Source organism: Anaerostipes butyraticus, from assembly GCF_016586355.1.
GTDB classification, from domain to species: domain Bacteria; phylum Bacillota; class Clostridia; order Lachnospirales; family Lachnospiraceae; genus Anaerostipes; species Anaerostipes butyraticus.
The window spans coordinates 173,281-197,299 of record NZ_BLYI01000062.1; the positions used below are offsets into that span (position 1 = coordinate 173,281).

At 43.6% G+C, this 24,019-nt stretch carries 22 protein-coding genes; all 22 read right to left on the reverse strand.

What is annotated here, in order from left to right; translation table 11 throughout:
* Positions 1–3: 3 nt before the first annotated feature.
* Positions 4–864, reverse strand: a complete 861-nt coding sequence (gene ispE / locus JMF81_RS13745) for a 4-(cytidine 5'-diphospho)-2-C-methyl-D-erythritol kinase (protein ID WP_201312002.1) — start codon at positions 862–864, stop codon at positions 4–6.
* A gap of 116 nt (positions 865–980) precedes the next feature.
* Positions 981–2,540 carry a DUF3794 and LysM peptidoglycan-binding domain-containing protein gene (locus JMF81_RS13750; protein WP_201312003.1) on the reverse strand — a complete coding sequence of 520 codons (1,560 nt, stop codon included), beginning with the start codon at positions 2,538–2,540 and terminating at the stop codon, positions 981–983.
* A 69-nt stretch (positions 2,541–2,609) separates the two neighbouring features.
* Entirely contained in the window at positions 2,610–2,858 is a 249-nt protein-coding gene (locus JMF81_RS13755) for a Veg family protein (RefSeq protein ID WP_201312004.1), read from the reverse strand.
* 110 nt (positions 2,859–2,968) lie between these two features.
* The gene (locus JMF81_RS13760; RefSeq protein ID WP_201312005.1) at positions 2,969–5,329 is read right to left on the reverse strand and encodes a homocysteine S-methyltransferase family protein; all 2,361 of its coding nucleotides are present in this window, start codon (positions 5,327–5,329) and stop codon (positions 2,969–2,971) included.
* A complete protein-coding gene (locus JMF81_RS13765) occupies positions 5,311–5,946 on the reverse strand; it encodes a vitamin B12 dependent-methionine synthase activation domain-containing protein (protein ID WP_201312006.1) in 636 nt (211 codons plus the stop codon). Before JMF81_RS13765 ends, JMF81_RS13760 begins: the two co-directional genes overlap by 19 nt.
* On the reverse strand, positions 5,939–6,835 hold the full coding sequence (gene metF / locus JMF81_RS13770) for a methylenetetrahydrofolate reductase [NAD(P)H] (protein ID WP_201312007.1): 897 nt from the start codon (positions 6,833–6,835) through the stop codon (positions 5,939–5,941). Before metF ends, JMF81_RS13765 begins: the two co-directional genes overlap by 8 nt.
* Before the next feature lie 23 nt (positions 6,836–6,858).
* Positions 6,859–7,461 carry an ECF transporter S component gene (locus JMF81_RS13775; protein ID WP_243282676.1) on the reverse strand — a complete coding sequence of 201 codons (603 nt, stop codon included), beginning with the start codon at positions 7,459–7,461 and terminating at the stop codon, positions 6,859–6,861.
* Positions 7,458–9,011 carry an ABC transporter ATP-binding protein gene (locus JMF81_RS13780; protein WP_201312008.1) on the reverse strand — a complete coding sequence of 518 codons (1,554 nt, stop codon included), beginning with the start codon at positions 9,009–9,011 and terminating at the stop codon, positions 7,458–7,460. Before JMF81_RS13780 ends, JMF81_RS13775 begins: the two co-directional genes overlap by 4 nt.
* On the reverse strand, positions 8,999–9,841 hold the full coding sequence (locus JMF81_RS13785) for an energy-coupling factor transporter transmembrane component T (RefSeq protein WP_201312009.1): 843 nt from the start codon (positions 9,839–9,841) through the stop codon (positions 8,999–9,001). Before JMF81_RS13785 ends, JMF81_RS13780 begins: the two co-directional genes overlap by 13 nt.
* On the reverse strand, positions 9,842–10,333 hold the full coding sequence (locus JMF81_RS13790) for a DUF4430 domain-containing protein (protein WP_201312010.1): 492 nt from the start codon (positions 10,331–10,333) through the stop codon (positions 9,842–9,844).
* Positions 10,334–10,530: 197 nt separating this feature from the next.
* Positions 10,531–11,280, reverse strand: a complete 750-nt coding sequence (locus JMF81_RS13795; protein WP_201312011.1) for a DeoR/GlpR family DNA-binding transcription regulator — start codon at positions 11,278–11,280, stop codon at positions 10,531–10,533.
* A 108-nt stretch (positions 11,281–11,388) separates the two neighbouring features.
* Complete coding sequence (locus JMF81_RS13800; RefSeq protein ID WP_201312012.1) at positions 11,389–12,543, reverse strand: pyridoxal phosphate-dependent aminotransferase; 1,155 nt, start codon at positions 12,541–12,543, stop codon at positions 11,389–11,391.
* A complete protein-coding gene (locus JMF81_RS13805) occupies positions 12,540–13,205 on the reverse strand; it encodes an RraA family protein (RefSeq protein WP_201312013.1) in 666 nt (221 codons plus the stop codon). The genes JMF81_RS13800 and JMF81_RS13805 overlap by 4 nt, the downstream gene beginning before the upstream one ends.
* A 151-nt stretch (positions 13,206–13,356) precedes the next feature.
* Positions 13,357–14,283, reverse strand: coding sequence for an aminopeptidase (locus JMF81_RS13810; RefSeq protein ID WP_201312014.1), 927 nt, complete (start codon positions 14,281–14,283; stop codon positions 13,357–13,359).
* Between the two features lie 68 nt (positions 14,284–14,351).
* On the reverse strand, positions 14,352–15,344 hold the full coding sequence (gene ydjG / locus JMF81_RS13815) for an NADH-dependent methylglyoxal reductase (RefSeq protein ID WP_201312015.1): 993 nt from the start codon (positions 15,342–15,344) through the stop codon (positions 14,352–14,354).
* A 33-nt stretch (positions 15,345–15,377) separates the two neighbouring features.
* Positions 15,378–16,337, reverse strand: coding sequence for a carbohydrate kinase family protein (locus JMF81_RS13820; protein ID WP_201312016.1), 960 nt, complete (start codon positions 16,335–16,337; stop codon positions 15,378–15,380).
* Complete coding sequence (locus tag JMF81_RS13825; RefSeq protein ID WP_201312017.1) at positions 16,338–17,177, reverse strand: class II fructose-bisphosphate aldolase; 840 nt, start codon at positions 17,175–17,177, stop codon at positions 16,338–16,340.
* Positions 17,178–17,200: 23 nt separating this feature from the next.
* On the reverse strand, positions 17,201–18,256 hold the full coding sequence (locus tag JMF81_RS13830) for an NAD(P)-dependent alcohol dehydrogenase (RefSeq protein WP_201312018.1): 1,056 nt from the start codon (positions 18,254–18,256) through the stop codon (positions 17,201–17,203).
* Between the two features lie 34 nt (positions 18,257–18,290).
* The gene (locus JMF81_RS13835; RefSeq protein WP_201312019.1) at positions 18,291–19,676 is read right to left on the reverse strand and encodes an MFS transporter; all 1,386 of its coding nucleotides are present in this window, start codon (positions 19,674–19,676) and stop codon (positions 18,291–18,293) included.
* Positions 19,677–19,709: 33 nt separating this feature from the next.
* A complete protein-coding gene (locus tag JMF81_RS13840) occupies positions 19,710–20,390 on the reverse strand; it encodes a beta/alpha barrel domain-containing protein (protein ID WP_201312020.1) in 681 nt (226 codons plus the stop codon).
* Positions 20,391–20,412: 22 nt separating this feature from the next.
* Positions 20,413–21,489, reverse strand: coding sequence for a zinc-binding dehydrogenase (locus JMF81_RS13845; protein WP_201312021.1), 1,077 nt, complete (start codon positions 21,487–21,489; stop codon positions 20,413–20,415).
* Between the two features lie 364 nt (positions 21,490–21,853).
* Positions 21,854–23,959 carry an ATP-dependent zinc metalloprotease FtsH gene (gene ftsH / locus JMF81_RS13850; protein WP_243282677.1) on the reverse strand — a complete coding sequence of 702 codons (2,106 nt, stop codon included), beginning with the start codon at positions 23,957–23,959 and terminating at the stop codon, positions 21,854–21,856.
* Positions 23,960–24,019: the final 60 nt, after the last annotated feature.

Below are 24,019 nucleotides of genomic sequence, written 5' to 3' on the forward strand. Positions count from 1 at the left end.
TTGTTATACTGGTCTGACCACATAAGCCTGCTTGACATCCTGTATTCCTCTCAGAGATTCCAGCGCTCTGCGTGCCGTATGTTTCTCTTTATAAATTCCAAAAACCGTCGGCCCGCTTCCGCTCATGAGCGCCCCCTCTGCTCCGTGTTCCAGTAAATGTTCCTTCAGATCACGAATAACCGGATGCTTCGGAATCGTCACAGTCTCCAGGACATTTTCCAGTTTGCTGCAGATCCCATCCAGATCCTGATTCTCCAGGTCTCTTATCATTCCATCAATATCCGGATGTTTTTCCAGCTGATCCAGCTTCAAATTCTTATACGCGAACGCGGTAGACACACTGATCCCCGGTTTCGCGATCAGGATCCAGCAGTCCGGCATCGGAGAAAGCCTCGTCAGTTTCTCTCCGATTCCCTCCGCAAGAGCCGTCTTTCCCCAGATGCAGTATGGAACGTCCGCTCCCAGTGAAACTCCGATCTCGCACATTTCTTCTATGGAAAGATCCAGTCCGAACAGCTGGCTCATTCCTTTAATCGCCGCAGCGCAGTTGGAACTTCCCCCTGCCATGCCTGCCGCTACCGGGATCCTTTTCTTCAAATCAACTGCTACGCCGGAGGAAATATGATATCTCTCTTTCATAAGTTCGATGGCCTGATATACCAAGTTTTTCCGATCTGTGGGCAGGAAAGAAAGATCACACTTCATAGAAATCTTTTCTCCCTTTGTTTTTCTCATCGTCAGCGTATCACAAAGGCCGACGGTCTGCATGATCATACGAACTTCATGATATCCATCCGTCCGCCTTCTGACGACATCCAAACCAAGATTGATTTTCCCGAACGATTTTAGAACGATACGATCCATAATGTGCTCCTTCCGCATATTTGATCTGCAACTTTTTTATATCATGTATACAAAGTATTATAATATTGTTCTAAAAAAAATGCAATCTTTATTTCTTGCCTTTTCCTCTGTCCGCTCTATTGATTTCCCATTTCTTTCACGATCAGCAGACGATCCCCGGGATTTACCTCTTCCACTCCTCCGTTTTGCTCCTGAATGCTCTCCACTGTAGTAAAATAATTTTTTGCAATGGACCAGAGACTGTCGCCCTCTTTGACAATATACCCTACGATTCCGGGTATTTTCTGAATGGCGTCATAATCCAGGGGCTCTTCCTTAATATCTGTCATAACTCTCTGCTTTTTCTTTCGGAAAGAGATAAAATCAAACACCACCGCAGCCTTGATCTCGATTTCATTTCCTTCTGTCGGAACTGCTGTCATCTGATCCAGCCGGACATCCAGCTGATAATCATCTTCTCCTGTCAGCCCCTTTGCCTCGATAAAAAATGAAAACGGCTCCATATAAGAATCACTCATGACCGGCATCTGATCATCCGTTGAAAGGTACAGAACGTCTGCCATCCAGACTCCTTCTGCCTTTAATCCCTGCTCTGTCACTTCCACATCATCCACACTGCAGCTTCCCTTGACTGTCAGCACCTGGAGCAGCTTTCCCGGTTCCTGTTTGATTGGGAAATTTTTTACCGTTTTCATGATTGCCTGATTTTTTCCGATCAATGTTTCAAAATCAAAGATCTTGTATTCTGGAATGAGCTTTGCCCGCATTGTATAACCGTCATCTACATAGGAAAGAGTCTGATCTTCATAAATCTTAATATCACAGTCCAGTGTCGCGTCTACCGAGATTACCCGTTCTTCTCCATCTGCATCCGGCCGGACTTCCAGCTGCTGGCTTCCCAGTGTAAGCCCGATCCTTCCTACCATGCCCGGAGCACATTCATAACATTCCATCTCTGTCGCAACCGGCACTTCCCATCTGGCATACTGCACCGGCATCTGGTCATCTTCTCCGAGGTACAGCAGAAATACGTGCATTGTTCCCTGAATTTCAATGACATGATCTCCGATTTTTCCCTGAAGATTTTCCATATCGATCTGACTCCAGAGAATTTCATAAAGATTGGCTTTATTCGCCGGAAGAACCAGTTCTTCCTTCAGCCTTGCAATGTCTTTTTTATTCACAATCAGATCCGTTACCTGAATTTCTTTTTTCAGGGTAGAAACATCTTCGTCATAAATATCTACGATAGCTTCTTCTTTCATCTCCTCATTCACCTGAAGAATAAACGTCAGAAGCACACGAATGCTCAATTTCCTGGAATTAATCAGGACCGTGTTAATATCATCAATCGTATATCTTACTTTTACATAATCTGCCGGTATGACTCCGTCAATATGTATGTACTCCTCAAACGGGAGAGAATATTCCAGTGATTCCAGAAATGTGCGCGGATCACTGGTGCCATAAAGTCCCTGAAACTTCAATTCTCCTTTCATCCGGATCCGGTCTACCATCATTTCAGTTTCCTGAACCTGCACAATCCCCTTTGTCTGTATCATCTTTTCCACATCCGGTTTGGTATCCGGAACATTGCAGTCCTGATCTATGGTGATCTGTACCCGTTTCCTGTCTTTCGATGCAATTCCATAAAAATCTTTCTTATTAAATTCCATAAAAATTCCTCCCTGTCTGTATATACCAATATATTCAGACAGAGAGGTTTCTATGCCTTCATCATTCAATTAATTTTCCAGCAGTATCATCCGTACATCTTTCGTGATCACATCCTGATAACTGAAGCTTACGGTCTTATTCTGATCCTTTCCGGATTCATCTTCGATCTCCACCAGAAAAATGTTGGGATAGGTTTCTCTTATGATTCCCTGGGCAGTTTCAAACTTGTGCCGCCCCCGGTTTGCGCTGATTTTAATTCTGTTTCCGATTTGCTGATTAATTGACTGACGAACTCGTTGCAGGTCTAATTGTGTCATGAAATTCACCTCATTCCATATGCAGATTGTATACACGATCCACATAGTTTAAATATAATTTTATCATTTTGCCCATCTTTTGTCAAATTTATACAGCTTTGCAAATCTTTCTATTTCAGAATCTTTTCCAGCAGATTAACAGATGCCATAGCGTCCTCCGTATAATAATCCGCACCGATATCCTGTGCGATATCAGCTGTCAGAACCGCTCCTCCAACCCAGACCGGAACCTGGCATCCGTCTGCCCGCAGTGCCTGAATGGTTCTTTCCATAGACGCCACTGTCGTTGTCATAAGCGCGCTTAATCCGATGGCCTTTGGATGATACTTCCTGTTTGCTTCCACCACGTCTTCAATCTTCACATCTTTTCCGAGATCGATCACCCGGTATCCATAACTTTCCAGGACGACTTTTACGATATTCTTCCCTATATCATGGATGTCTCCTTCTACCGTTGCCATAAGAACCGGTCCTTTTTCTTCCCCTTCTTTCAAAGCGAACGATCCCTTTATGATTTCAAAAGCCATCTTTGTCGTTTCCGCTGACTGAATCAGCTGAGGCAGGAAGATCTTTCCCGTTTCATAATCTTTTCCTACGTCATCCAGAGCCGGTATGATTTCCTCATTGATCACAGCAAGAGGTTCTTTCTGGGACAGCTTTTCCCTCACTGCTGCCTCCACTTCATCTTTCAGCCCGTGCATGATCACATCTCTCAGCCCAAAAGACGTTTTTTCTGATGGTTCTTTCTTTATCGTCTCCCTGGACTGATTCCGGATATAAATCTGGCTGTCTATATCTTTGTAAAAAAGCACATGAAAAGCATCTATGGTTCCCATCAATTCTTTGTCCAGCGGATTGATGATCGGAAGATCCAGACCTGCTTCCATGGCCAAAGTCAAAAATGTCCGGTTCAGAAGCGGGCGGTTTGGAAGACCAAAAGAGACATTGGAAACACCAAGCACCGTATGAACTCCCAGCTCCTTCACCATTTTCATGGCGCGCAGCGTTTCTTTCACTTCTTTCTGCTGAGCAGATGCTGTCAGTGTCAGACAGTCAATGATGATATCTTCTTTTCCGATTCCGTATTCTTCCGCTTTCTTTATGATCTTTTTGGCAATTTCAAACCGTTCTTCTGCCTTCAGCGGGATTCCTTCATCCAGCGTCAGCCCGATCACAACCCCGCCATATTTTCGCACGATCGGGAACACAGCGTCCATAACCTCATCTTTTCCGTTAACTGAATTGATGATCGGTTTTCCATTGTAGTATCTGCAGGCCTTTTCGATTGCTTCCGGGCTGGAACTGTCAATCTGGAGAGGAACTGTCACAACTTCCTGAAGCATCTTTATCACCTTTTTCATGGTTTCCGGCTCGTCAATTCCCGGAAGCCCTACATTAACATCCAGCACCTGGGCTCCTGCTTCTTCCTGACGGATGGCTTCCACAACCAGCTCCTCATACCGTTCGTCCAAAAGCGCCTGTTTCATTTTCTTTTTTCCGGTAGGATTTAATCTCTCACCACAGACGATCACCTTGTCCCCAAAGACAACCGTCTGAGTCGGACCGGATGTTTTTGTCTTTTTCTTCACTGCTCTTGGCGCTGTCATTTTCGGCGCCGCCTGAGCCAGCTGACGGATAAACTCCGGTGTAGTTCCACAGCATCCCCCTGCTATGGCAGCTCCTTCTTCCATATAACCCTTCATCTCTTCCACATATTCTTCCGGCGTCACATGATAATGTGTCTCTCCATGTTCCAGGCACGGAAGTCCTGCATTTGGCTGCAGGATTACCGGCACTGACGCCTCATTTAAAATGCGGCTGATGATCGGTTTCAATTCCTTTGGACCGAGAGAACAATTGACGCCCAGCGCATCCACCCCCAGACCTTCTGCCACGTTTACAAAAGTCTCTGGATCATTTCCTGATAAGGTTCGGCCATTTTCTTCAAATGTCATTGTTACAAAAACCGGAAGATCTGTATTTTCCTTTACCGCAAGGACTCCTGCCTTCACTTCATACAGGTCACTCATAGTTTCAAACAGCACGACATCCACCTGGTCTTTTACTGCCATGATCTGCTTTTTAATAATTTCATAAGCCTCATCAAAAGTCAGCGTTCCCATAGGCTCCAGAAGCTGGCCGATAGGCCCGATATCCAGCGCAATATAAGCATCCTGCTCCCGTCCTGCTTCTCTTCTTGCCTCTTTCGCATTCTTTACTGCTGCCTGCAGCATCTCTTCTGCCTCATATTTCGCTTCTGCCATCTTCAGGCAATTACATCCAAAGGTATTGGTCGTAACAAAATCAGCCCCGGCTTCCAGATAACTTTTATGAATCTTCTTCAAAAGTTCCGGCTGTTCTATGTTCAGTTCTTCCGGGATGTCACCTGCGCCCAGTCCAGCCTTCTGAAGCTGGGTTCCCATGGCTCCGTCAAATATCAGCAGCTCTTTTCCTATTCTATCTCGTAGCATCTTTCTCCTCGCTTTCTAAAAGGGCAGTCTTTTTCTCTTACGCAGTCCCTGCAGTTCTTTTTCCGGCCGGTATTGCCAATCCCCACGACTCCCAGCATTGACTTTTGAGGAATCATAAGACCTGATTCTGTCATTGAAATCCCTAATTTTTTTGATACATCCAGGATCTTTGCAATTTTTTTATTAAACTCTATAGGAAAATCCCCATATCCCGGGCAGGCGCGGTATGTCCGGTCCGGAAATCCGAGATTTTCTTCGTATTCATCACAGAACACTTCCAGATAAGCGCTTGCCGCGGCATCCATGACCACAGCCTTCGTCATATTGACCTTCTCATACATCTTGATCTTTCGTTCCATGGCCGTCCCCAGGGTCCCGCCCGTCAGCAGACACTTTTCACAGTCTGCCAGGAGTTCTTCCATCTGTTTCCCCGGAATCAGATCCCCGGTCTCATGGATACAGAGAGGCTCATGATCCAGATGAAACAGCGCCGCCGCTGCTTTCGGCTGAGCCGTCTGTTTTATTTCTTCAATGCACTCATCCAAAAGGATTTCCACCTGCTGTGATGCCTTTTGGCTTCCATATCCCAGATATCTAAGTGCTGCCTTCTTAATCATGATGATTCAGTTCCTTCAGTACATTTGGAATATTTCGGAAAATGCTTTCTGCGATCTCCGGACGGTTCATTGTATAAATATGAATGCCGTCCACCCCGTTTGTAATCAGATCGATCATCTGCTGCGCCGCATAATTAATTCCGATCTCCTGCATAACCGCAGGATTATCATAATGAGCTTCAATCATGGTAGACAGCTGATACGGAATGGAACATCCGCACATCCTTGTCATACGAATCAGGGATTTTGCATTGGTAATTGGCATGATTCCCGCAAGAATCGGAACCTGGATTCCAATCTTTCTCGCTTCACGGACCAGACGGTAATAATATTTATTATCAAAGAAAATCTGACATACCAGATATTCTGCTCCTGCATCTACCTTCTTTTTCAGCGCCTGCAGATCATTTTTAAATCCATCCGCTTCCTGATGTGTTTCCGGATAACAGGCTCCGGACAGACAAAACTGCCCCGGAAAATGTTCTCTGATAAAATAGTCCAGTTCACTGGCATAGTGAAACTCCATGGCATCTGCGTCAAATGCCTGATCACCGCTTGGATAATCTCCTCTCAGCGCCAGGATATTATCAATCCCTGCTTCCTTCAGACTCTCACATTCTTTCAGAATATCTTCCCTGGTAGATGTGATGCAGCTTAAATGCGCAACAGATTCAATTCCATAGCGGTCTTTGATCATTTTTGCAATTTCTACAGTTTTTCCCTTGCTGGATCCTCCGGCTCCATATGTAACACTGATAAAATCCGGTGACAGATCCGCCAGTCTCTCTATGGTATGATAAATAGAGGAAATATCCCCATCCTTATTTTTAGGCGGAAACACTTCAAAAGAAATGGTCGCCTTTTTTTTCAATATTTCTGATATCTTCATCTAATCACTCCTGCCTTCATTTCTTAAAACTCAAAAAATCCGTATTTATATTTTACTCGGTTCAGCCGTTTCATGAAACCTGGAACCAGAATCCATAAAAAGAGAACATTAGAGACACAGTACTCGGCAGTCACCGGAAGAGAGGTGATAAAAACCGCTCCATACCGGATCCATTCAAGGCCCTCTCCCGCTCCGATCACAACCCACAGATTCATGACCAAAGAATACCAGATTCCTGCAAGGATTCCAAATACCGCTGTCCGTATCCTTCTCTTTTCCATCTGTCCCGTTCGATTTAACATGCCGGAAAACCATCCGATGCTTCCCCACGCAATCATCTGAAACGGCGTCCATGGCCCCTGCCCGAAAAAGAAATTCGATACAAAAGCTGACAGAGATCCGCAGAGAAAACCGGATTCCCTTCCAAATGCCATGCCGCAGATCATCACCATCGCCGCCACCGGCTTGAATCCCGGAACCGGAGCAAAAATCATCCTGGATATGACCGTCAGCGCAGTCATAACTGCCAGCACCACATGTTCTCTTGTCTGAGGTTTTTTCTTCTCATATTTATAATAGTATGGAATACATGATACTGCCGCCAGCAGAACAATCGGAATACTCACAGGTATCTCACCTCCTCCGGCAGCACGGCCGGCTTCGGCATATCTCTCGTAATTTTCGCCACCATCGTTGTATAAAAGTAATTTCCTGTAAAGAAATCCCGCGGTCTTTCCATCCCCTCCAGTTTCCCGTCAAACATCATTCCGACCCGGTCAGCAAACGCTGCGGCAAACTCCATATCATGAGTCACACACAATATCGACTTTCCCCGGCTGCACAGGATCTTCAGGATCCGTCCCAGTTTCATTTTATGAAATCGGTCCATACCTTTTGTAGGCTCATCCAGCATCAGAATATCCGGATCTGCCATCAGAACTTTGATCAGCGCCGCCATCTGCTGCTGACCTCCGCTCAAATCATAAGGATGTCTTCCCAGCTGTTCCCGCAGACCAAAAAGATCAATATACTCCTCCAGCTGACAGGGCTCTTCTCTCATATTTTCCTTCAGATCATCTTCTAAACGATCCTTTGCAAAAAGCAGTTCCGCCTCCTGGGGAAGAACGGCACATCTGCCTTTCATCCGTACTTTGCCCGACCGTTTCATCTGGCCGGAAATGCATTTCAAAAGCGTTGTTTTTCCGCTTCCATTGGCGCCCAGAACCGCAAGGAACTCACCCTGTCTCAAATCCATTGAAAAATTTTTCAGGATTTCCCGTTCCTGACAGCCTGCATACATTCCCCGGACCTTTAAAACGAGATCCCCGGAAACTTTACATTCCTTCCTGTAAATAATTTCATACGGCACCTTTTGCATCGTCCGGCGCAGGGACGCCATGGAAAAATCAGGCGTTCCTTTTATTCTTTTTGACAGGCGAATGGTCTGCGGCAAAAATGCCTCCATATCTTTCCCCTGTTCCCACAGTTTCTCTGCCGCATGAACAGGAGTTCCTTCTGCCAGAATCTGTCCGTCTTTCAGAAAAATACACTGGTCTGCTTTCTCCATGATATCTTCCAGGTCATGAGACGCCATGACGATGGTCATCTGAAATTCCTTCTGCAGCATTTCCACCATTGCCAAAAAGCTTTTTTTCCCCGCCGGATCCAGCCATGCCGCAGGTTCATCCAGAAGCAGAACCTTCGGATGCATGGCTGCCAGAGCCGCAAGATTTACCAGCTGTTTTTCCCCTCCTGACAGATCACAGACCGGCCTGTCATAAATCCTCTGCAGATTGCAGTAATTTACAATCTCCGCCACTGTGCGTTTCATCTGTCCGTAAGGCGTCCCCAGGTTCTCAAGTCCAAAGGCAATTTCATGCCATACCGTATCCATCACCATCTGATGAGAAGGATTTTGAAACAAATAGCCGATTTCAGCCGCGGAACGCTCCGGCTCCAGCTGTTTCAAGTCTGTTCCCTTGTACCAGATACTGCCGCTTCTCCTGCCGGCCGGCATCAGCTCTTTTTTCAAATGACGGAGCAGCGTTGATTTTCCGCTTCCGCTGGGGCCGGTCAGCAGAGTCAGGGTTCCTTCTTCAATTTCCATGGAAATATCCCTGAGAGCCTCCTTCTCTGCCATGGCATACTGAAACGACAGATGTTTTATCTGATACATAATTTCTTTCCTCCTTCCCAAAACAGCAATGGAAGCAATATCTGAATCCCCATACACAAGACAAAGCAAAAATCCTTCAAATCAAATCCGCCCCATCGGACTTCCGGATAGAAATAGAAATGAGCATAGAATTTCCAAAAACCATACAGATTGATCAAAAACAGAAGAACTGCTGCTGCCATAAAACATCCGTCCCGTTTTCCAAACTGAAACAAATGGAAATGACTTCTTTTGACGGTTCCATATCCTCTGGCATTCATGGAATCCAGCTGATCCATGGAAGACTCAAACGCCCATGTAAGTTCCATGGAGCAGACCGCCGCCGCTCTTCGAACAGCTGATTCCTTATATAATTCTTTTCTTACATTGGAAAATTTCTCCGCCTGCTTCCGATACTTCGGAATCAGATTCATTGCCATGGAAAGGATCACTCCCAGTTTGGGAAATGCAGAGCCAAACAGATACACCCAGTGTTCTTGTCTGAAACAGCGGTTCCAAAGAGAAAATAAAAACAGGACGTTCACAAGAAGAATTCCCGCATTCCCTCCATAAAGCAGGGCTTCCGCCGTGACTGTCCTGCCTGCAGCAGTCACGGCTGCGGTGTTCCCCCTCTGTACGAACACCCCGTTTAATACCGCCGATAAAAGAATGATTCCTATAAAAGGAAGTATCTTTCCAGGGCGTCTTTCATAGTAAAGATAAATTCCCCCAAGACATAAAAGCTGGGTGCATGTCATCCATGGATGACGGTTCAAAGCCGCCATGATCAGGATTCCCGCCAGATAGACAAATGCCGAAGCAGGATGCAGGCGGCTTAAAACAGTCTTCATTTAGAAATCCTCTTCATCACAGACATAATACCACTGGACTTTGTCGCCTTTGCTCACCTTGTATTCATCGGCTCCGACGTCCGGAACTTTGCCATTGACTTTATACATCCAGCCGCTGTAATCACCACAGTCACCTGCGTACAATCCATCGATTCCCTGAATGTATCCATCTTTCTTGTCAATCTTAACACCGGACTTCTCCAGCACAGACATTGCTGTCTCATCGTCTTTCACTTCTACATTCCCGCTGTAGATCTTTCCCTTCGATGGAATCTCGTAATTAGATTCCAGATCATCCTTATGATCCAGAAGATTTGCGCACGTCACTTCCACGCTGCAGGTCTCTTCTTTATTATCATTCTTTGAAGCTGTCTCGGCGGCTTCCTTCGTTGTTTTTGCCGCTTCAGAAGACGCATTCTGTTTCCCTCCTGAACAGGCGGTCAGTGATACCGCCATCAAAGCTCCAATAAGCCAGACCAATAGTTTTTTCATTGATATTTCCTCGCTTTCTTCTAATTGTAATTTTTTTTATTATCCCCTGTTCTCAAAACCTTGTCAACAAAAAAGAGTCCTGATTAACAAAATTCTTTTCCATAAAAAAAATATGAAATTGCCCACTTACGAACAATTTCACATTTTATTATGGAGGAAGTTAACGAAAGTTAACTTTTTATTGAATTTATATCTATCTAATAGATTAGCGTTATTCCTTTTTTCTTACAGATTTCTATCCACTCATCATCTGGTTTTCTGTCAGTCACCAGATAATCCAGATCTTCCAGATTTGCCAGATGAGCAAACGCTGTCCTTCCAAACTTTGTATGATCTGCAAGCAGTGCGACTTCCTTTGCCTGCTCTATCATACATTTTTTTACCTCTGCCTCATTTTCACTGGTATCCGTTACTCCAAGCTCGAGATCCAGCCCTTTGCAGCTGATCAGCGTCATATCCACATGGTAGCGCTTCACAGTATTCTTTGCTACGGATCCCTGGAGAGATAATGTTTTGTAATTAAACGTTCCTCCCGTCGATATGATCCTGACGCTGGTATCACTCAGCTGGGTAAAAATCTCTGTCGAGGCGCTTAATATGATCATTTCCTTGCTTTTTAACGGCTTGATTGCCTCCATTACCGTTGTACTGGCATCCGTTGCAATCGCTCGTTTTTTGCTTAAAATGTCACTAATCAGAGAAGCGATTCTTTTTTTCTCCTCCTGATTCATAGCGGCTCTCTTATAAAACTGAATATTTTCTTTCTGAGAGGTGTTATTCAACACTGCGCCTCCAAATGATCTGGTAAGAAATCCTTCGGCTTCCAGTTTATCCAAGTCTCTGCGTATTGTCTCTTCTGTTACTTTATACAGTTTACTCAGCTCGGATACGGTCACCTTTTTTTCAATGCTGATTTTTTCCCGAATTTTCTCTAAACGATTTTTCATCAGTTCCTCCGTTCTGCCTGCCAGGCTATGCAGTCCTAAAGTTTGTTTTGTTATCCTGTAACTAATCTTAATGATGTTTAAATTATAACACAGGATTATATAAATTTTTTATTTCAAAATGACATTTGCAAACTTTTCAACTGCTTTTCGGAGGATTTTCATATCATTGGCAAAACTGCAGCGCACGTATACCGCTTTTGTTTCACCATAAGAATCACTGGGAACACATACCAGATTTCCTTCTTCCAGAAACTTTTCACAGACCTGTTCTGAGGTAAGATCCGTATCCACCTTGATCCAGAGATAAAATGCTCCTTCCGGACACTTACAGGAAAGACCCGGTATCTTATTGATTTCTGTTACCATATAGTTCCGGCGCTCCTCATAAGTCTTTCTCATTTCTTCCAGTTCTGTCTCACATTCAAATACTTCCAGAGCTGCTTCCTGGATAAATGTACTAACGCCGGTAATCGAATGTTCAAACAAACGATACATAACGTCTGTGATTTCCTGACTGGCTGCTGTATAACCGATTCTCCATCCTGTCATTGCAGCACATTTTGAAAATCCGTTTACAGTAACAACAGCATCTTTGATTTCCGGAAACGATGCCAGACTGATATTTCTCTTCCCATCAAATACAATCTCGTCATAAATCTCATCTGCTACCGCATAAAGATTATATTCCAAGATTATATCCCTTAGGATCTCAGCTTCTTCCTGATGCAGAATTCTTCCTGTAGGATTATTAGGATAATTGATAATCAGCATTTTCGTTCGGTCAGTAATCTTGTCTTCCACAATTTTTCGTTCAATTTTGTAATCATTCTTGTCCGTCAGCGGTACAATAACCGGAACTCCTCCGCAGGCTTTAATGATTGGCACATATGACACCCAGTAAGGAGCAAATACAAGCACTTCATCTCCAGGATTCAGGATTGAAGTAAGTGCCAGATAAATTCCAAATTTTCCTCCCGGTGTTACAATAATCTGATCCGGGCCCACATAAATTCCGTTTTTTTCCTGAAGCTGTTTCGAGATTGCCTCTCTCAGAGGATAAATTCCCCTGCCTACCGCATAATGAGTATGTCCCGCGTCCAGAGCCTGTTTTGCTCGTTCCCTGATCTTAAGAGGCGTGTCAAAATCTGGCTCTCCTCCTGCCAGGTCAATGACCGGAACTCCTTTTCTTTTCAGCTCCGCCGCCATCTGCATCGACCGCATGGACGCAGAGCCTTCCATTTTTGAAATATATTGATTCATCATTTTCCGGGTTCCTTTTCATCTTTATATTTTTTCAGACAGACGATATCATAAGTATCCCAGTTCCTGCCATCCAGGCACTCAAACCATATATCTTCCTGTTCTGCTATAAAGTCCAGTTTTCCCAGAAATTCTTCGTTGTGCAGTTCTTTTGGAATGATGACGACACCGGAATCATCACATACGGCAATATTTCCGTCATACATTTCTTTGTGTGTCCGGTAAATTTCCGGATCTAAAGGTTCGTCAATTTTTACGTTAAAACATCCGATCGGAGTAATTCCTTTACACCATACCGGATAATTATGTTTGATCAGTCCGCTGCCATCCCTTAATTTGGCATTGCTTATGACTGCTTCTGCTCTCTGATGAAGGAGCATGAATTTTGTAACCAGTTCACCAATTGTAGCCCTCTCTCCGCAGTTAAATGCTTCAATCAGTACAATATCGCCTCTCTCAATGTCTCTTGCCTGCTCATGAATACTCCAGTTTGATTCATTATAAGCATAAATCCATTTAATATTTCCTACGGCAAAATGACCTCTGTTTACCGGGAAAGCATTTTCAAAAAGGCCTTTCTTTCCCATGATATCGGCGATTTCTTCCGTAGAAATGCGATTATGCCTGATTTTTTCTATTATTCTTTTCTTTACATCATTGACCATAACTTTTCTCCTCCGCATTTTTTGTACACCCCAGAGACTAAATTTCAATGAGAAATACCCAAAACAAGGAAAATTTACTCCAATGGACGGGGCTCCTCCGGAATCATACCGGCTGATATGCCAAAGGAGCCTCTTCCTGTTTTATTTTATTTTAGTCAAACACGACATTTCCTTTGTCCAGAATGACTTTTTCATCTACGAAGATCGTAGGTGACTGAAACATCATATCAATGTGAAACGGACAATCCTGTAAATTTGTATCATTGTTACCAAGGGCCACATGCACATACCCATAGCAGCCTTCGTCTTCCAGCATCCGGCCGCACAGGCTCGCATCGGGATTGAGTCCTACTCCGATTTCCCCTACCTGGTAGACTCGGGGATCATGAAATTCCTCCAGAACTTTTCGGAATTTCTCTGCCTCTTTTCCGCCTTTGATCTCCTGCACGATGCTGTCCTTTATCTCCAACGTAATAGGTTCCTTAAGGACTCCTATTTCCGGATGGGTTATGCTTCCATCCACAACGATCGTCCCGTTGGCCGTAAAGGGTATAGCTCCTGTTGCGCACTCGATATCAGGCGGCGAAGAAAACTCACCTTTGCGGGTACTCATCCCATATTGAGGCGAAACCTTGTGGCCCTTGATGCTTGCAGTGTAATCCGTTCCCTTGTCGGATATGATACGGCATTCACTCCCGTTTTCAAAACCTTTTGCAATCTGGTCTACAAACTTTCTGTTAGCCTCAAAATCCGTATAAAGTCCGCCTGATTCCAGCATAGACATTGTATAATCACAGCAATTCAAGTCTCGTGCGCCTGCCTGACAGGCTTTCTTTCTTGCCATTGTATGAGTCAGCGACATTTTTGTCACCCGGAAGATTACATCAGCCTGCTGCATCGCCGCAGCTACCAGATCTGTAGGTTCTTCACCGTGCATCTTTCTTGGATCCATCATGGTAAGTGTGCGGTTTGGAAAATCTTCAGCCGCATCCCACAATGCCATGGCCACTTCCATCGACGGTTCATCCGTCACAATTAAGATTTTTTCATCTTTTTTACATTGTGAACATACTGTCAAGAGCGTTTCACATGCCTTGTAAATTTTCTTTTCTCTTTTAATCGGTCTGCCTCTTTCTTTATCGTGTTTTATTTGTCAATGGATTCTGCTAATTCACGCATGTAAGCAACATCATCTGCTTCTAATTCAAGTTCTGCAGATTTAACATTTTCTTCGATTTCTGCTGTTGTAGTAGAACCACTTAATAAGTTCAGGAATTCACCCTGTGCAAGGATCCATCCTAATGCCAGGTTTGCGATTGTGCAGTTGTATTTTTCGCATAATGGTTTCCACTGATCCATCATGTCCATAGCAGCCTGCATATTATCCGGCTGGAACCATTTCTTTGGAATCTGAGCTCCAACTGGTTTGTAATCTCTTGGCATTGTTCCAGATAAAAGACCCATCTCCAATGGTGAATATGCCTGAATTGTCACTCCGTTTTCACGGCAGCATGGAATAATATCATTTTCAATTCCGCGGTCCAGGATAGAATATTTAGCCTGAACAATGTCCAGATCTCCCCATTTCAGATACTCTTCAATATGATGGATATCTACGTTTGCAGCACCGATTGCTTTAATCTTGCCCTGTGCTTTTAAATCATTTAACACATCCATTGTCTCTCTGATCGGAACATAATATTCAGATCCTTCGATGGCCTGCCAGTGTGTCATGTAAACATCAACATAATCTGTTCCCAGACGCTCTAAAGATGCTTCGATCTCTTTCTTTACAGATGCGCTGTTTAAGTTTTTGTATAACTGGATTCCGTTTACAACATTGAACATGTCACCTTTCATTTCCTGATCCCATGTAACACCACATTTTGTAATGATGACAACATCTTCACGGTTCATGCCTTCCAATGCTTTTCCAAGGATTTTTTCGCTGTTTCCAAAATTGTATCCCGGTGCTGTATCAATTAAGTTTACGCCCAGTTTCGGAGCTTCCCTGATTGTATCTACAACCGTCTGAAGTTCATGGTCTCCACCCCAGGCAGAACCTCCGCCAATAGACCAGGTACCAAGACCGATTCTTGAAATATCAATTCCTGTTTTTCCTAATTTCATTGTTTTCATTTCGGCATTCCTTTCTCGAATTATGTTTCGTTGCTATTTGTAATCTTCACGATATTTTGCAAGCATATCTTCTACCATCTGCTTGTTCTTAACACCAGTTGTCGCACCTACATACTGTACGGAAACAGCAGCTGTACAGTTTGCGTAAATTCCGCATTCCTTCAGATCTTTTCCATCCAGAAGTCCTGTGATGAATCCAGAAGCGAAATTGTCTCCTGCTCCAATCGTGTCGATGGCGGTAATTCCCTTCGCTGCAGGAACAATCATTGCTCCATCGGCATTTCGGATATAGCATCCTCTCTTGCCAATCTTCATGATCACGTTCTTTACGCCGCATCCGTATAATACGTCTGCTACTTTTTCTTCTTCTGTCTCTCCTGTCATCAGACACGCTTCCTCAAAGTTAGGGAAGAAATAATCTACATAACTTAATGCTTCCCGGATATCATCCAGAGTCTCACCAAGCCGAGGCTTGATCATATCTGCGCATATGGTCATGCCTGCTTTTTTCGCTTCCTTAAAAATCTTAACCAGCGTTTTTCCATCCAGCAGCGGATTATTGAAAATACTTGCCAGAGATAAGATCTTTGCCTGTCTCATCTTGTCAAAATCTACATGTTCAATATTTGTCTTCCACAAGCTGCCATTTCTGTTTGTAACAAATGTTCTTTCACCATCTGCTGTTACCAATCCCACATTCATAGAAGTATCAATGTTCGGATCCACTTTGATCCCTTCATAATCAATGTGATCCTTCGCACAGGATTCCAGAATAAAGTTTCCTGCCGCGTCGTCTCCAACGCAGCTGATGATGCCTGTCTTATGACCGAGGCGGCTGATGATCGTCGCCTCGTTCATAGCATCCCCGCCGACCGTCATTGCAATACGGTCGACAGGATAGGATTCAATATCAAAGATATCTCTGGATACTGGCTGAAGTGGAATATCTACAATCGCTGCACCAAGGCAGATTACATCTAATTTCTTTTCCACTTATTCATCAGCCCTTCCATCATCACCAAATAATTTGATCTTGTACATTGCACGTTCTTTTACTGCTTTGCGCACTTCACGCTCAAGAGCCAGGAACGGTTCATCTTTATGAGCATTGATTGCTTCCATAGCAGCCTGGCAAAGCTCTGTATGGATATTGATCTTAGCAATACCACAATGAATTGCCTTTTTGATATCTTCATCACCGATACCAGATGCTCCATGAAGAACAAGCGGTACACTGACTTCTTTCTTTACTTCTTCAATAATATCAAATCTGATTTTTGGTTCTGCAGTATAAACACCATGTACGTTGCCAACTGCTACAGCAAGAGAATCACAGCCTGTACGCTCTACGAATTCTTTTGCCTGTGCCGGATCAGTATAAGCATACTCAGCCAGCGCTTCTTCATATACTGTTTCATTTCCTACATGTCCAAGTTCTGCTTCAACCGGGATATTGTATCTGTGGAAATAATCAACACAGCGTTTTACTTCGGCAATATTTTCTTCAAATGGCAGAGCAGAAGCGTCACGCATAACAGAATTCATGCAGTGATCTGCCGCATTTTTCAGAATTGTCCAGTTGCGGCCGTGATCCCAGTGTAAAATAACCGGTACAGTTGCTTTCTTAGCCATGGATTCCATCATATAGCAGAAATCTTCAAAAGAAGTATTTCCAACGAATCCTGTACCAAAAGAGATGATGATCGGTGCACGGAGTTCTTCTGCCGCATCGATAACTCCCATTAACATTTCTGCATTCCATACGTTAAAATGCGGGATTGCATAATGTCCTTCACTTGCTTTCTGTTCCCAAAATCTAATATCTGCAATCATATTTTTTCTCCTTATTCTCCTGTTTACTCAGCTACCTTAATAACACCTTTTACCATGTCAGCTTTCTTCACCGGATCAATTGCATCTTCGAATGCCTGCTGAACATCTTTATAATCATAGATATGTGTTACCATGTCTTTAACATTAAATTTACCTGTTGCGATTGCTTCAATCGTCTGTGGATAGTTATTGCAGTAACGGAATGATGTCTGGATCGTAACTTCACGATTGATCTTTAAGAAGTCAATCGGTACCGGACCGGACTGAGTTCCAACCATCATAATCTTTCCACCACGAGCTACGATCTGAACTGCCTGTTTTGCTGTAAATTCAGATCCGGCACATTCGAATACTAATTCTACTCCATGGTCTCCATACATTTCTTCAGAACGAAGTACTTCTACTGTATCCTGTTCTTTTCCGTTGATGACTCTTGCAGCTCCCAGTTTCATTGCCAGATCCAGTCGTTTCTGCATTACGTCTACAACCGTAATATCAGTTGCTCCAAGACTCTTGCATGCCTGAAGCACCATAAGTCCGATGGTTCCTGCTCCCAGAATCACAATGCTCTTTCCAAGTCTTGCTTCTCCTAAGATTGCTGCGTGCATACCAACAGCTGCAGGCTCTACCAGAGCGGCTTCCATTGTGGACATTCCTTCCGGAACATGATAAGTCCATTCTTCCGGATGCGTCATATATTCACATAATGCTCCTTTGTAGTTTGGCTGTGTTGCCATGAAATCTACGTCAGGGCAGATGTTGTAACGTCCGGTACGGCAGTATTCACAAGAATCATCCGGTACACCTGGCTCAATCAGCACTTTATCTCCCGGTTTAAATTTTGTAACTTTCGCTCCGACTTTTACAACTTCACCAGCTACCTCATGTCCCAGACCGATTTTCTGATTTGGATCTTTTGGAGGGATAAATGGTCCAAACTCAAATCCGTGGATATCTGATCCACACATTCCAACATATTCAACTTTCATCAGAATTTCATGATCTTTCGGTTCTGGAACCGGGCACTCCTGGATTTCAAATTTCTTTGGAGTTACCAAAATCGCTTCGGTATTCTTCATTTTATCTACTTCCTTTCCGTTTTTGCGATATGACTTAATCTACATTACCAATGTCTTCAACAGATTCTCCTCGTGTCTCAATACCGAAGAGTCCTACACAGATTGCAAGGATAACTGCAACTGCTGAAATTAATACGAACACTCCTGTGCTTCCCCATGAACTTGCTGCAACAGCAGTTACAAGGAATGGGAAGAAGATATTGCTTAAACGTCCCACTGCGTTACAGAATCCGGATCCGGATAATTTTGCGGATGTTGGCCACATTTCCGGTACATATACAGCAGAAGCATAGCATACATACATATAAATAGTTGTGTTCAATAAGAAAGTAGTTACAATCAGCGCAGTCATTGTTGTCTGCTGTCCTGTGATAACTCCCAGAACCGCCATGGCAAGCAGAAGAACAACACCTAAAACTCTTCGCGGCACTTTATCCATATATAAGGATGCAAGGAAAATTCCAAACGGAGCTCCAAACAATCCGAACATTGTCATGAACTGTGAGCTGGATGTATCATATCCAAGGGATGCTAACAGAGAAGGCATCCATGTCATCAATGTATACTGAATTGTATTCATACCAACCAGTACAAGAGATCCTACAATCGTTCTTCTTAACAGTTTTCCTTTAAACAATGCAGAATATGGAAGGTTCTGTACCGCTTTTGTTTCTACTTCTTCTACTGGAGGAAGTGGTTTTCCTGTAGATGCTTCGATCTCTTTCTCTACCTGATCAAGAATTGCATCTGCTTCTTCCGTTCTTCCCTGAGCTTCCAGCCATCTAGGAGATTCCGGATATTTCTTGATGATAAAGATACAAGCAATAATGGAAAGAATGGATGGAACCGCATACTGGATTCTCCAGTTCATTGCCATGCTCACACCTGTTGTACCGATTACAAATGCAATACCGTTGCAGATCGGATGAGCCCAGTTTCCGATGAAAGAGTTTCGACTTGACCATACACCACGGTTTCTTCCTGGTACATACTCTGTAAATGCCGCAAACAATACGACCAGCAAAGCACCCAGTCCAAATCCCTGTACAAGCCTGAAGATATAAAGGACATAAACGTTTGGTGAAACCATGCCACCGATCATTGCAACGATATGAATTGCTTCATATAAAAGAATACTCTTCTTACGGCCAATCTTATCACCGATCGGACCTCCAACTAATGCTCCGAACAGCTGACCAACTGTATATGTAGTTCCCCACATAGCCAGAAGAGTAGATCCCGGCTCTAACCAATGTATCTCATTCAAAAGAATGTTCTGTACCGCACCACTGATACCGTTAGACCAGCATACCAGCAATGCGAAGGCTGATACCAGCCACATTTTGATATGCCAGCTGGAGTTTGGAAGACGATCGAGTCTTGCTCCAACACTGACACGTCCAGTATTATTATTACTCATAGTTTTTCCTCTTTTCTTAGCTGTTGTTTTTCGCTATTCCAATGCCTCTTTTAATTCATTTTCCATGATGTTCCAGGCTTCCTCAAAATCCTCTGCTTTGTTCCATAATGCCGGAGGTCCAAGAACTACCATGTCAGCTCCTGCCTCATACAATGGACGATATACATCCTTGTTCATAGAGCCGTCCGCTTCGATCAGGAAGTTCAGTCCCTTTTCTTCACGGATCTTTACAAGATCACGAATCTTATCAAATGTCTGCTCAATTACTTTCTGCCCTGAAATACCTGCGTCCACGATCATAACCGTAACCTTATCAAGGAGCGGCAGATAGTATTCAATTGTAGTCAACGGAACAGACGGATTTAAAGCAATTCCTGCCTTGCATCCCAGAGATTTAATTTTATTTAATGTAACAAAGGCATCACCCTCAATACAATCTGTATGCGGGGTTATGTATGCCGCTCCTGCTTTTGCAAATACTTCCAGATATTTCTGCGGATGTTTGATCATCAGATGCGCATCCATCGGAGTTTTTACCTTATCTTTCAGCGCTTCCAGAAATTCCGGACCAATTCCAAAACTTGGCACATAAACACCGTCTTTAATATCCATATGAAGAAAATCAGAATTTTCATCAATGATGCGAACCTGCCGTTCCATATCAAACAGGTCACAGCATCCCATAGACGGTGCGATCATTAATTTTCTTTCCATACTGTCTCCTTTGTATTAATGATTAATCATCAAAATCATAGTGGAAGATAACCTTGATTGCTTCTTTAGAAGCCATGGCATCAAATCCTTTTTCGTATTCAGAAAGACCCAATCTGTGTGTAATCATCGGCTGAACCTTGATCTGTCCAGATGCCAGCAAACGAATTGCATTTCTCCAGGAAGTAGAATCATATGCCATATGACCAATGATGCTCTTATTCCATGAAGTAATGTCATTGATAGAGAACTCTAATGGTTTGAATCCCATACCAACACGAACGATTTCAGCGTTTGGTCTTGTCATTTCAATTGCCTGTTTTAATGCGATGTTTGCACCAGAACATTCAATTACCAGTCCTAAGTTGTCTCTTCCGCAGATCTCTGTACATCTTGCTACAACATCTTCTTTAGATCCGTTTACAACATGTGTTGCGCCAACTTCTAATGCAACTGGGAAACGTGTTGCTACATCATCGTCAAGACCTACCATGACAATGTTAACTGCTCCCATGATCTTTGCGATCTGAACTGAGAATAATCCTAATGGACCTGTACCAAATACAACGACATCCTGTCCTGGAAGCAGATGAGCCTGCTGAGCAACTGCTTTATATGCATTACAAATCGGATCAAGTACAGCTGCTTCTTCATATTTTACGTTGTCAGGGATTTCCCAGATTGCATGTTTATGGATTCGAAGGATTTCTCCAGGAATCTTACATAATTTTGAAAATCCGCCGCCCCATGTGTTGTTGTCAAGACCAAGATTTACTTTCTCTTCGCAGCAAAGGAAATCTCCCTGTTCACACGCCGGGCATACTCCACATACATGTGCGCTGTTATCAGATACAACTCTCTGTCCTACTTTCCAGTCTGTTACCTTTTCACCAACTTCAACAATCTCACCAGCAAATTCATGTCCACGGATTGAGTTGAACTCATCAGATCCATTATCAACTCTCCAATGTTTCATATCTGCACCGCAGATAGCTGCTGCTTTGATTTTAACGATAATATCTTCTGGTCCGCATGTTGGCTCCGGCACATCCTTCATCGTATATCCGCCGAATTCCTGCCCATATCTTACAATTGCTTTCATAGATTTATCTCCTTTTTTCATAACACCTTAGTTACTAAAGATTGCTGCAGCACATCTCTTTGTTTGTGTCTTTATTTTAATACAATTTAACTTTTGAGTCAATCATTTTGTGTCTGTTTTACAGATTTTTATTACTATTTCACAGATTTATTGTCTTTGTTTTACAAATTCATGCTAGTTTCTGTGCAATTTTAACATATAATTTCTGTGTTTCAAAAATAATCAGAAAGTTTTTCGAATGAAATCTGAAATTTTTTCGTTTTCAAAGCAGCTAAACTAAGAATTTTTCTGATTTTTCGCACAAAAAAAGAAGGATTCCAACATAGAAATCCTTCTTTACAGATTTTTGATTTATTTGCCGTTCTTATTCGTCTTCGCCGTCATCTTCAACCCAAGGCGCATATCCCGTCTGAAATGAGCTGCCGGATGTTTCCATACTCTTCGCCGTCTCATCCTCTGACTGCTCAGATTCTTCCGGTTCCCCGGATTCCTGTGCCTCTTCCGGCTGTTTTGAATCCTCCGGCACATCTGCTGTTTCCGGCTCCGCCTGTTCCTCCCCGGTCTTTTCTTCAGGTTTTTCTGCTTCCTGCGGCAGCTCCTGGGAAGTATCCTCCTCCGGCTTCTTATATTTATTAAAAATTTCCATAAACTCTTTTCCTGTGATTGTTTCCTTCTTAATCAGGAACTGAGCCGCTTCATCCAGAATATCCATATTATCCCGGATATAAGCCAGGGCTTTCTGATAAGCCTCTTTCAATATCTTCATAACAACTTCATCGACTTTTGCCGCCGTAGACTCCGCGCAGTTCATAACCGCTCTGCCATCCAGATACCGATTGGTAATTGACTCCAGACCGATCAGGCCAAACTCGTCAGACATACCATACTGGGTTACCATTGCCCTTGCAATGGAAGTTGCCCGTTCAATATCATTAGATGCGCCAGTGGTAATGGAATTAAATTTCACTTCCTCTGCGGCACGGCCGCCGAAAAATGCAACCAGATCTGCCAGCATCTCATCTTTGGAATTCAGATATTTTTCCTCTTCCGGACGCTGCATGGTATAACCAAGCGCTCCCATAGTACGAGGAACGATCGTAATCTTCTGCACCGGTTCGGACTCTTTCTGAAGCGCCATTACGAGTGCATGTCCTACTTCATGATACGCAACGATCTGTTTCTCCTCATCGCCTAAAATCCGGTCTTTCTTTTCTTTTCCGGCAATGACTACCTCGACCGCCTCAAACAGATCCTGCTGGGAAACTGCCTTTCTTCCGGCTTTTACCGCTCCCAGGGCCGCCTCATTGATCATATTCGCCAGATCAGATCCCACAGCTCCGGAAGTTGCCAGCGCAATCTCTTCAAAATCGACCGTTTCATCCATCTTAACGTCTTTCGCGTGAACTTTCAGAGTCTCAATCCTTCCTTTTAAGTCCGGACGCTCTACGATTACGCGCCGGTCAAAACGTCCCGGACGAAGCAGTGCTTTATCCAGCACTTCCGGACGGTTGGTTGCCGCAAGGATAATGATTCCCTTAGAAGTATCAAATCCGTCCATCTCTGCCAGCAGCGCATTCAGCGTCTGTTCCCGTTCATCGTTTCCTCCGCCGTGGATTCCATTGTCACGGCTCTTACCAATCGCATCGATCTCATCAATAAAAATAATACACGGAGCCATCTGCTGTGCCTGTTTAAACAGATCTCTTACTCGGGAAGCTCCTACACCAACAAACATTTCTACAAAGTCAGACCCTGACAAAGAGAAGAACGGTACATTCGCCTCTCCAGCGACCGCCTTTGCCAGCAGAGTCTTACCTGTTCCAGGAGGGCCCACAAGAAGCGCTCCTTTCGGCAGTTTTGCTCCGATCTGCGTATATTTCCCCGGATTATGCAGGAAGTCAACCATCTCTGTCAGTGTTTCCTTTGCCTCATTCTGTCCGGCTACATCCGCAAATGTAACTCCTGTCTTCTTTTCTACATATACTTTGGCATTGGATTTTCCTACTCCCATCATGCCGCTGCTTCTTCGCATCATCAGGACAAGGAAGCCAAAAATAAGAATTGTAGGAATCAGGTTCAGCAGGATTGTCCAGAATGTGCTCATCGGATCATCCGGTTCCTGATAAAATTCTACATTCTTACTGTTGGACAGCCGTTCTACCAGCTGATAATCCCCACTGATTCTTTCTACGATATATGTCGTCTTCTGAATCGGGTTTTCAGAATTCTTCGGCGTCACTTTCAGCTGATTGTCTGTGACTTCAACACTTTTCACTTCATTATCATCCAGCATCTCGATAAATTTATCATAAGTAATGGTTGTTTCTGTCCCATTCTGCCATTTCGATAATACCTGGTTAAAGAAGAACGTTCCAAGAATTGAAATCACAAGAAAGATGCCAAGCATCTTCGCAGTCTTTTTCTTGTTTTCATCGTCTTTTTTATTTTTGTTATTCTGTTGATCCTTCAAATTAGTTCCTCCTTCGATTCATAAGCACCATTATATGTTTTCTTATTTTATAAATCAATA

Excerpts from the sequence above, each read along its gene's own strand:
- JMF81_RS13755 (WP_201312004.1), bottom strand. The coding sequence starts at position 2,858 with ATGACACAATTAGACCTGCAACGAGTTCGTCAGTCAATTAATCAGCAA.
- JMF81_RS13830 (WP_201312018.1), bottom strand. The coding sequence starts at position 18,256 with ATGAAGAATACCGAAGCGATTTTGGTAACTCCAAAGAAATTTGAAATC.
- metF (WP_201312007.1), bottom strand. The coding sequence starts at position 6,835 with ATGAAGATATCAGAAATATTGAAAAAAAAGGCGACCATTTCTTTTGAA.
- JMF81_RS13800 (WP_201312012.1), bottom strand. The coding sequence starts at position 12,543 with ATGATGAATCAATATATTTCAAAAATGGAAGGCTCTGCGTCCATGCGG.
- JMF81_RS13760 (WP_201312005.1), bottom strand. The coding sequence starts at position 5,329 with ATGCTACGAGATAGAATAGGAAAAGAGCTGCTGATATTTGACGGAGCC.
- JMF81_RS13750 (WP_201312003.1), bottom strand. The coding sequence starts at position 2,540 with ATGGAATTTAATAAGAAAGATTTTTATGGAATTGCATCGAAAGACAGG.
- JMF81_RS13840 (WP_201312020.1), bottom strand. The coding sequence starts at position 20,390 with ATGGAAAGAAAATTAATGATCGCACCGTCTATGGGATGCTGTGACCTG.
- JMF81_RS13805 (WP_201312013.1), bottom strand. The coding sequence starts at position 13,205 with ATGGTCAATGATGTAAAGAAAAGAATAATAGAAAAAATCAGGCATAAT.
- JMF81_RS13825 (WP_201312017.1), bottom strand. The coding sequence starts at position 17,177 with ATGATTGCAGATATTAGATTTTGGGAACAGAAAGCAAGTGAAGGACAT.
- ispE (WP_201312002.1), bottom strand. The coding sequence starts at position 864 with ATGGATCGTATCGTTCTAAAATCGTTCGGGAAAATCAATCTTGGTTTG.
- JMF81_RS13845 (WP_201312021.1), bottom strand. The coding sequence starts at position 21,489 with ATGAAAGCAATTGTAAGATATGGGCAGGAATTCGGCGGATATACGATG.
- JMF81_RS13765 (WP_201312006.1), bottom strand. The coding sequence starts at position 5,946 with ATGATTAAGAAGGCAGCACTTAGATATCTGGGATATGGAAGCCAAAAG.
- JMF81_RS13795 (WP_201312011.1), bottom strand. The coding sequence starts at position 11,280 with ATGAAAAATCGTTTAGAGAAAATTCGGGAAAAAATCAGCATTGAAAAA.
- JMF81_RS13780 (WP_201312008.1), bottom strand. The coding sequence starts at position 9,011 with ATGTATCAGATAAAACATCTGTCGTTTCAGTATGCCATGGCAGAGAAG.
- ydjG (WP_201312015.1), bottom strand. The coding sequence starts at position 15,344 with ATGAAAACAATGAAATTAGGAAAAACAGGAATTGATATTTCAAGAATC.
- JMF81_RS13835 (WP_201312019.1), bottom strand. The coding sequence starts at position 19,676 with ATGAGTAATAATAATACTGGACGTGTCAGTGTTGGAGCAAGACTCGAT.
- JMF81_RS13790 (WP_201312010.1), bottom strand. The coding sequence starts at position 10,333 with ATGAAAAAACTATTGGTCTGGCTTATTGGAGCTTTGATGGCGGTATCA.
- JMF81_RS13785 (WP_201312009.1), bottom strand. The coding sequence starts at position 9,841 with ATGAAGACTGTTTTAAGCCGCCTGCATCCTGCTTCGGCATTTGTCTAT.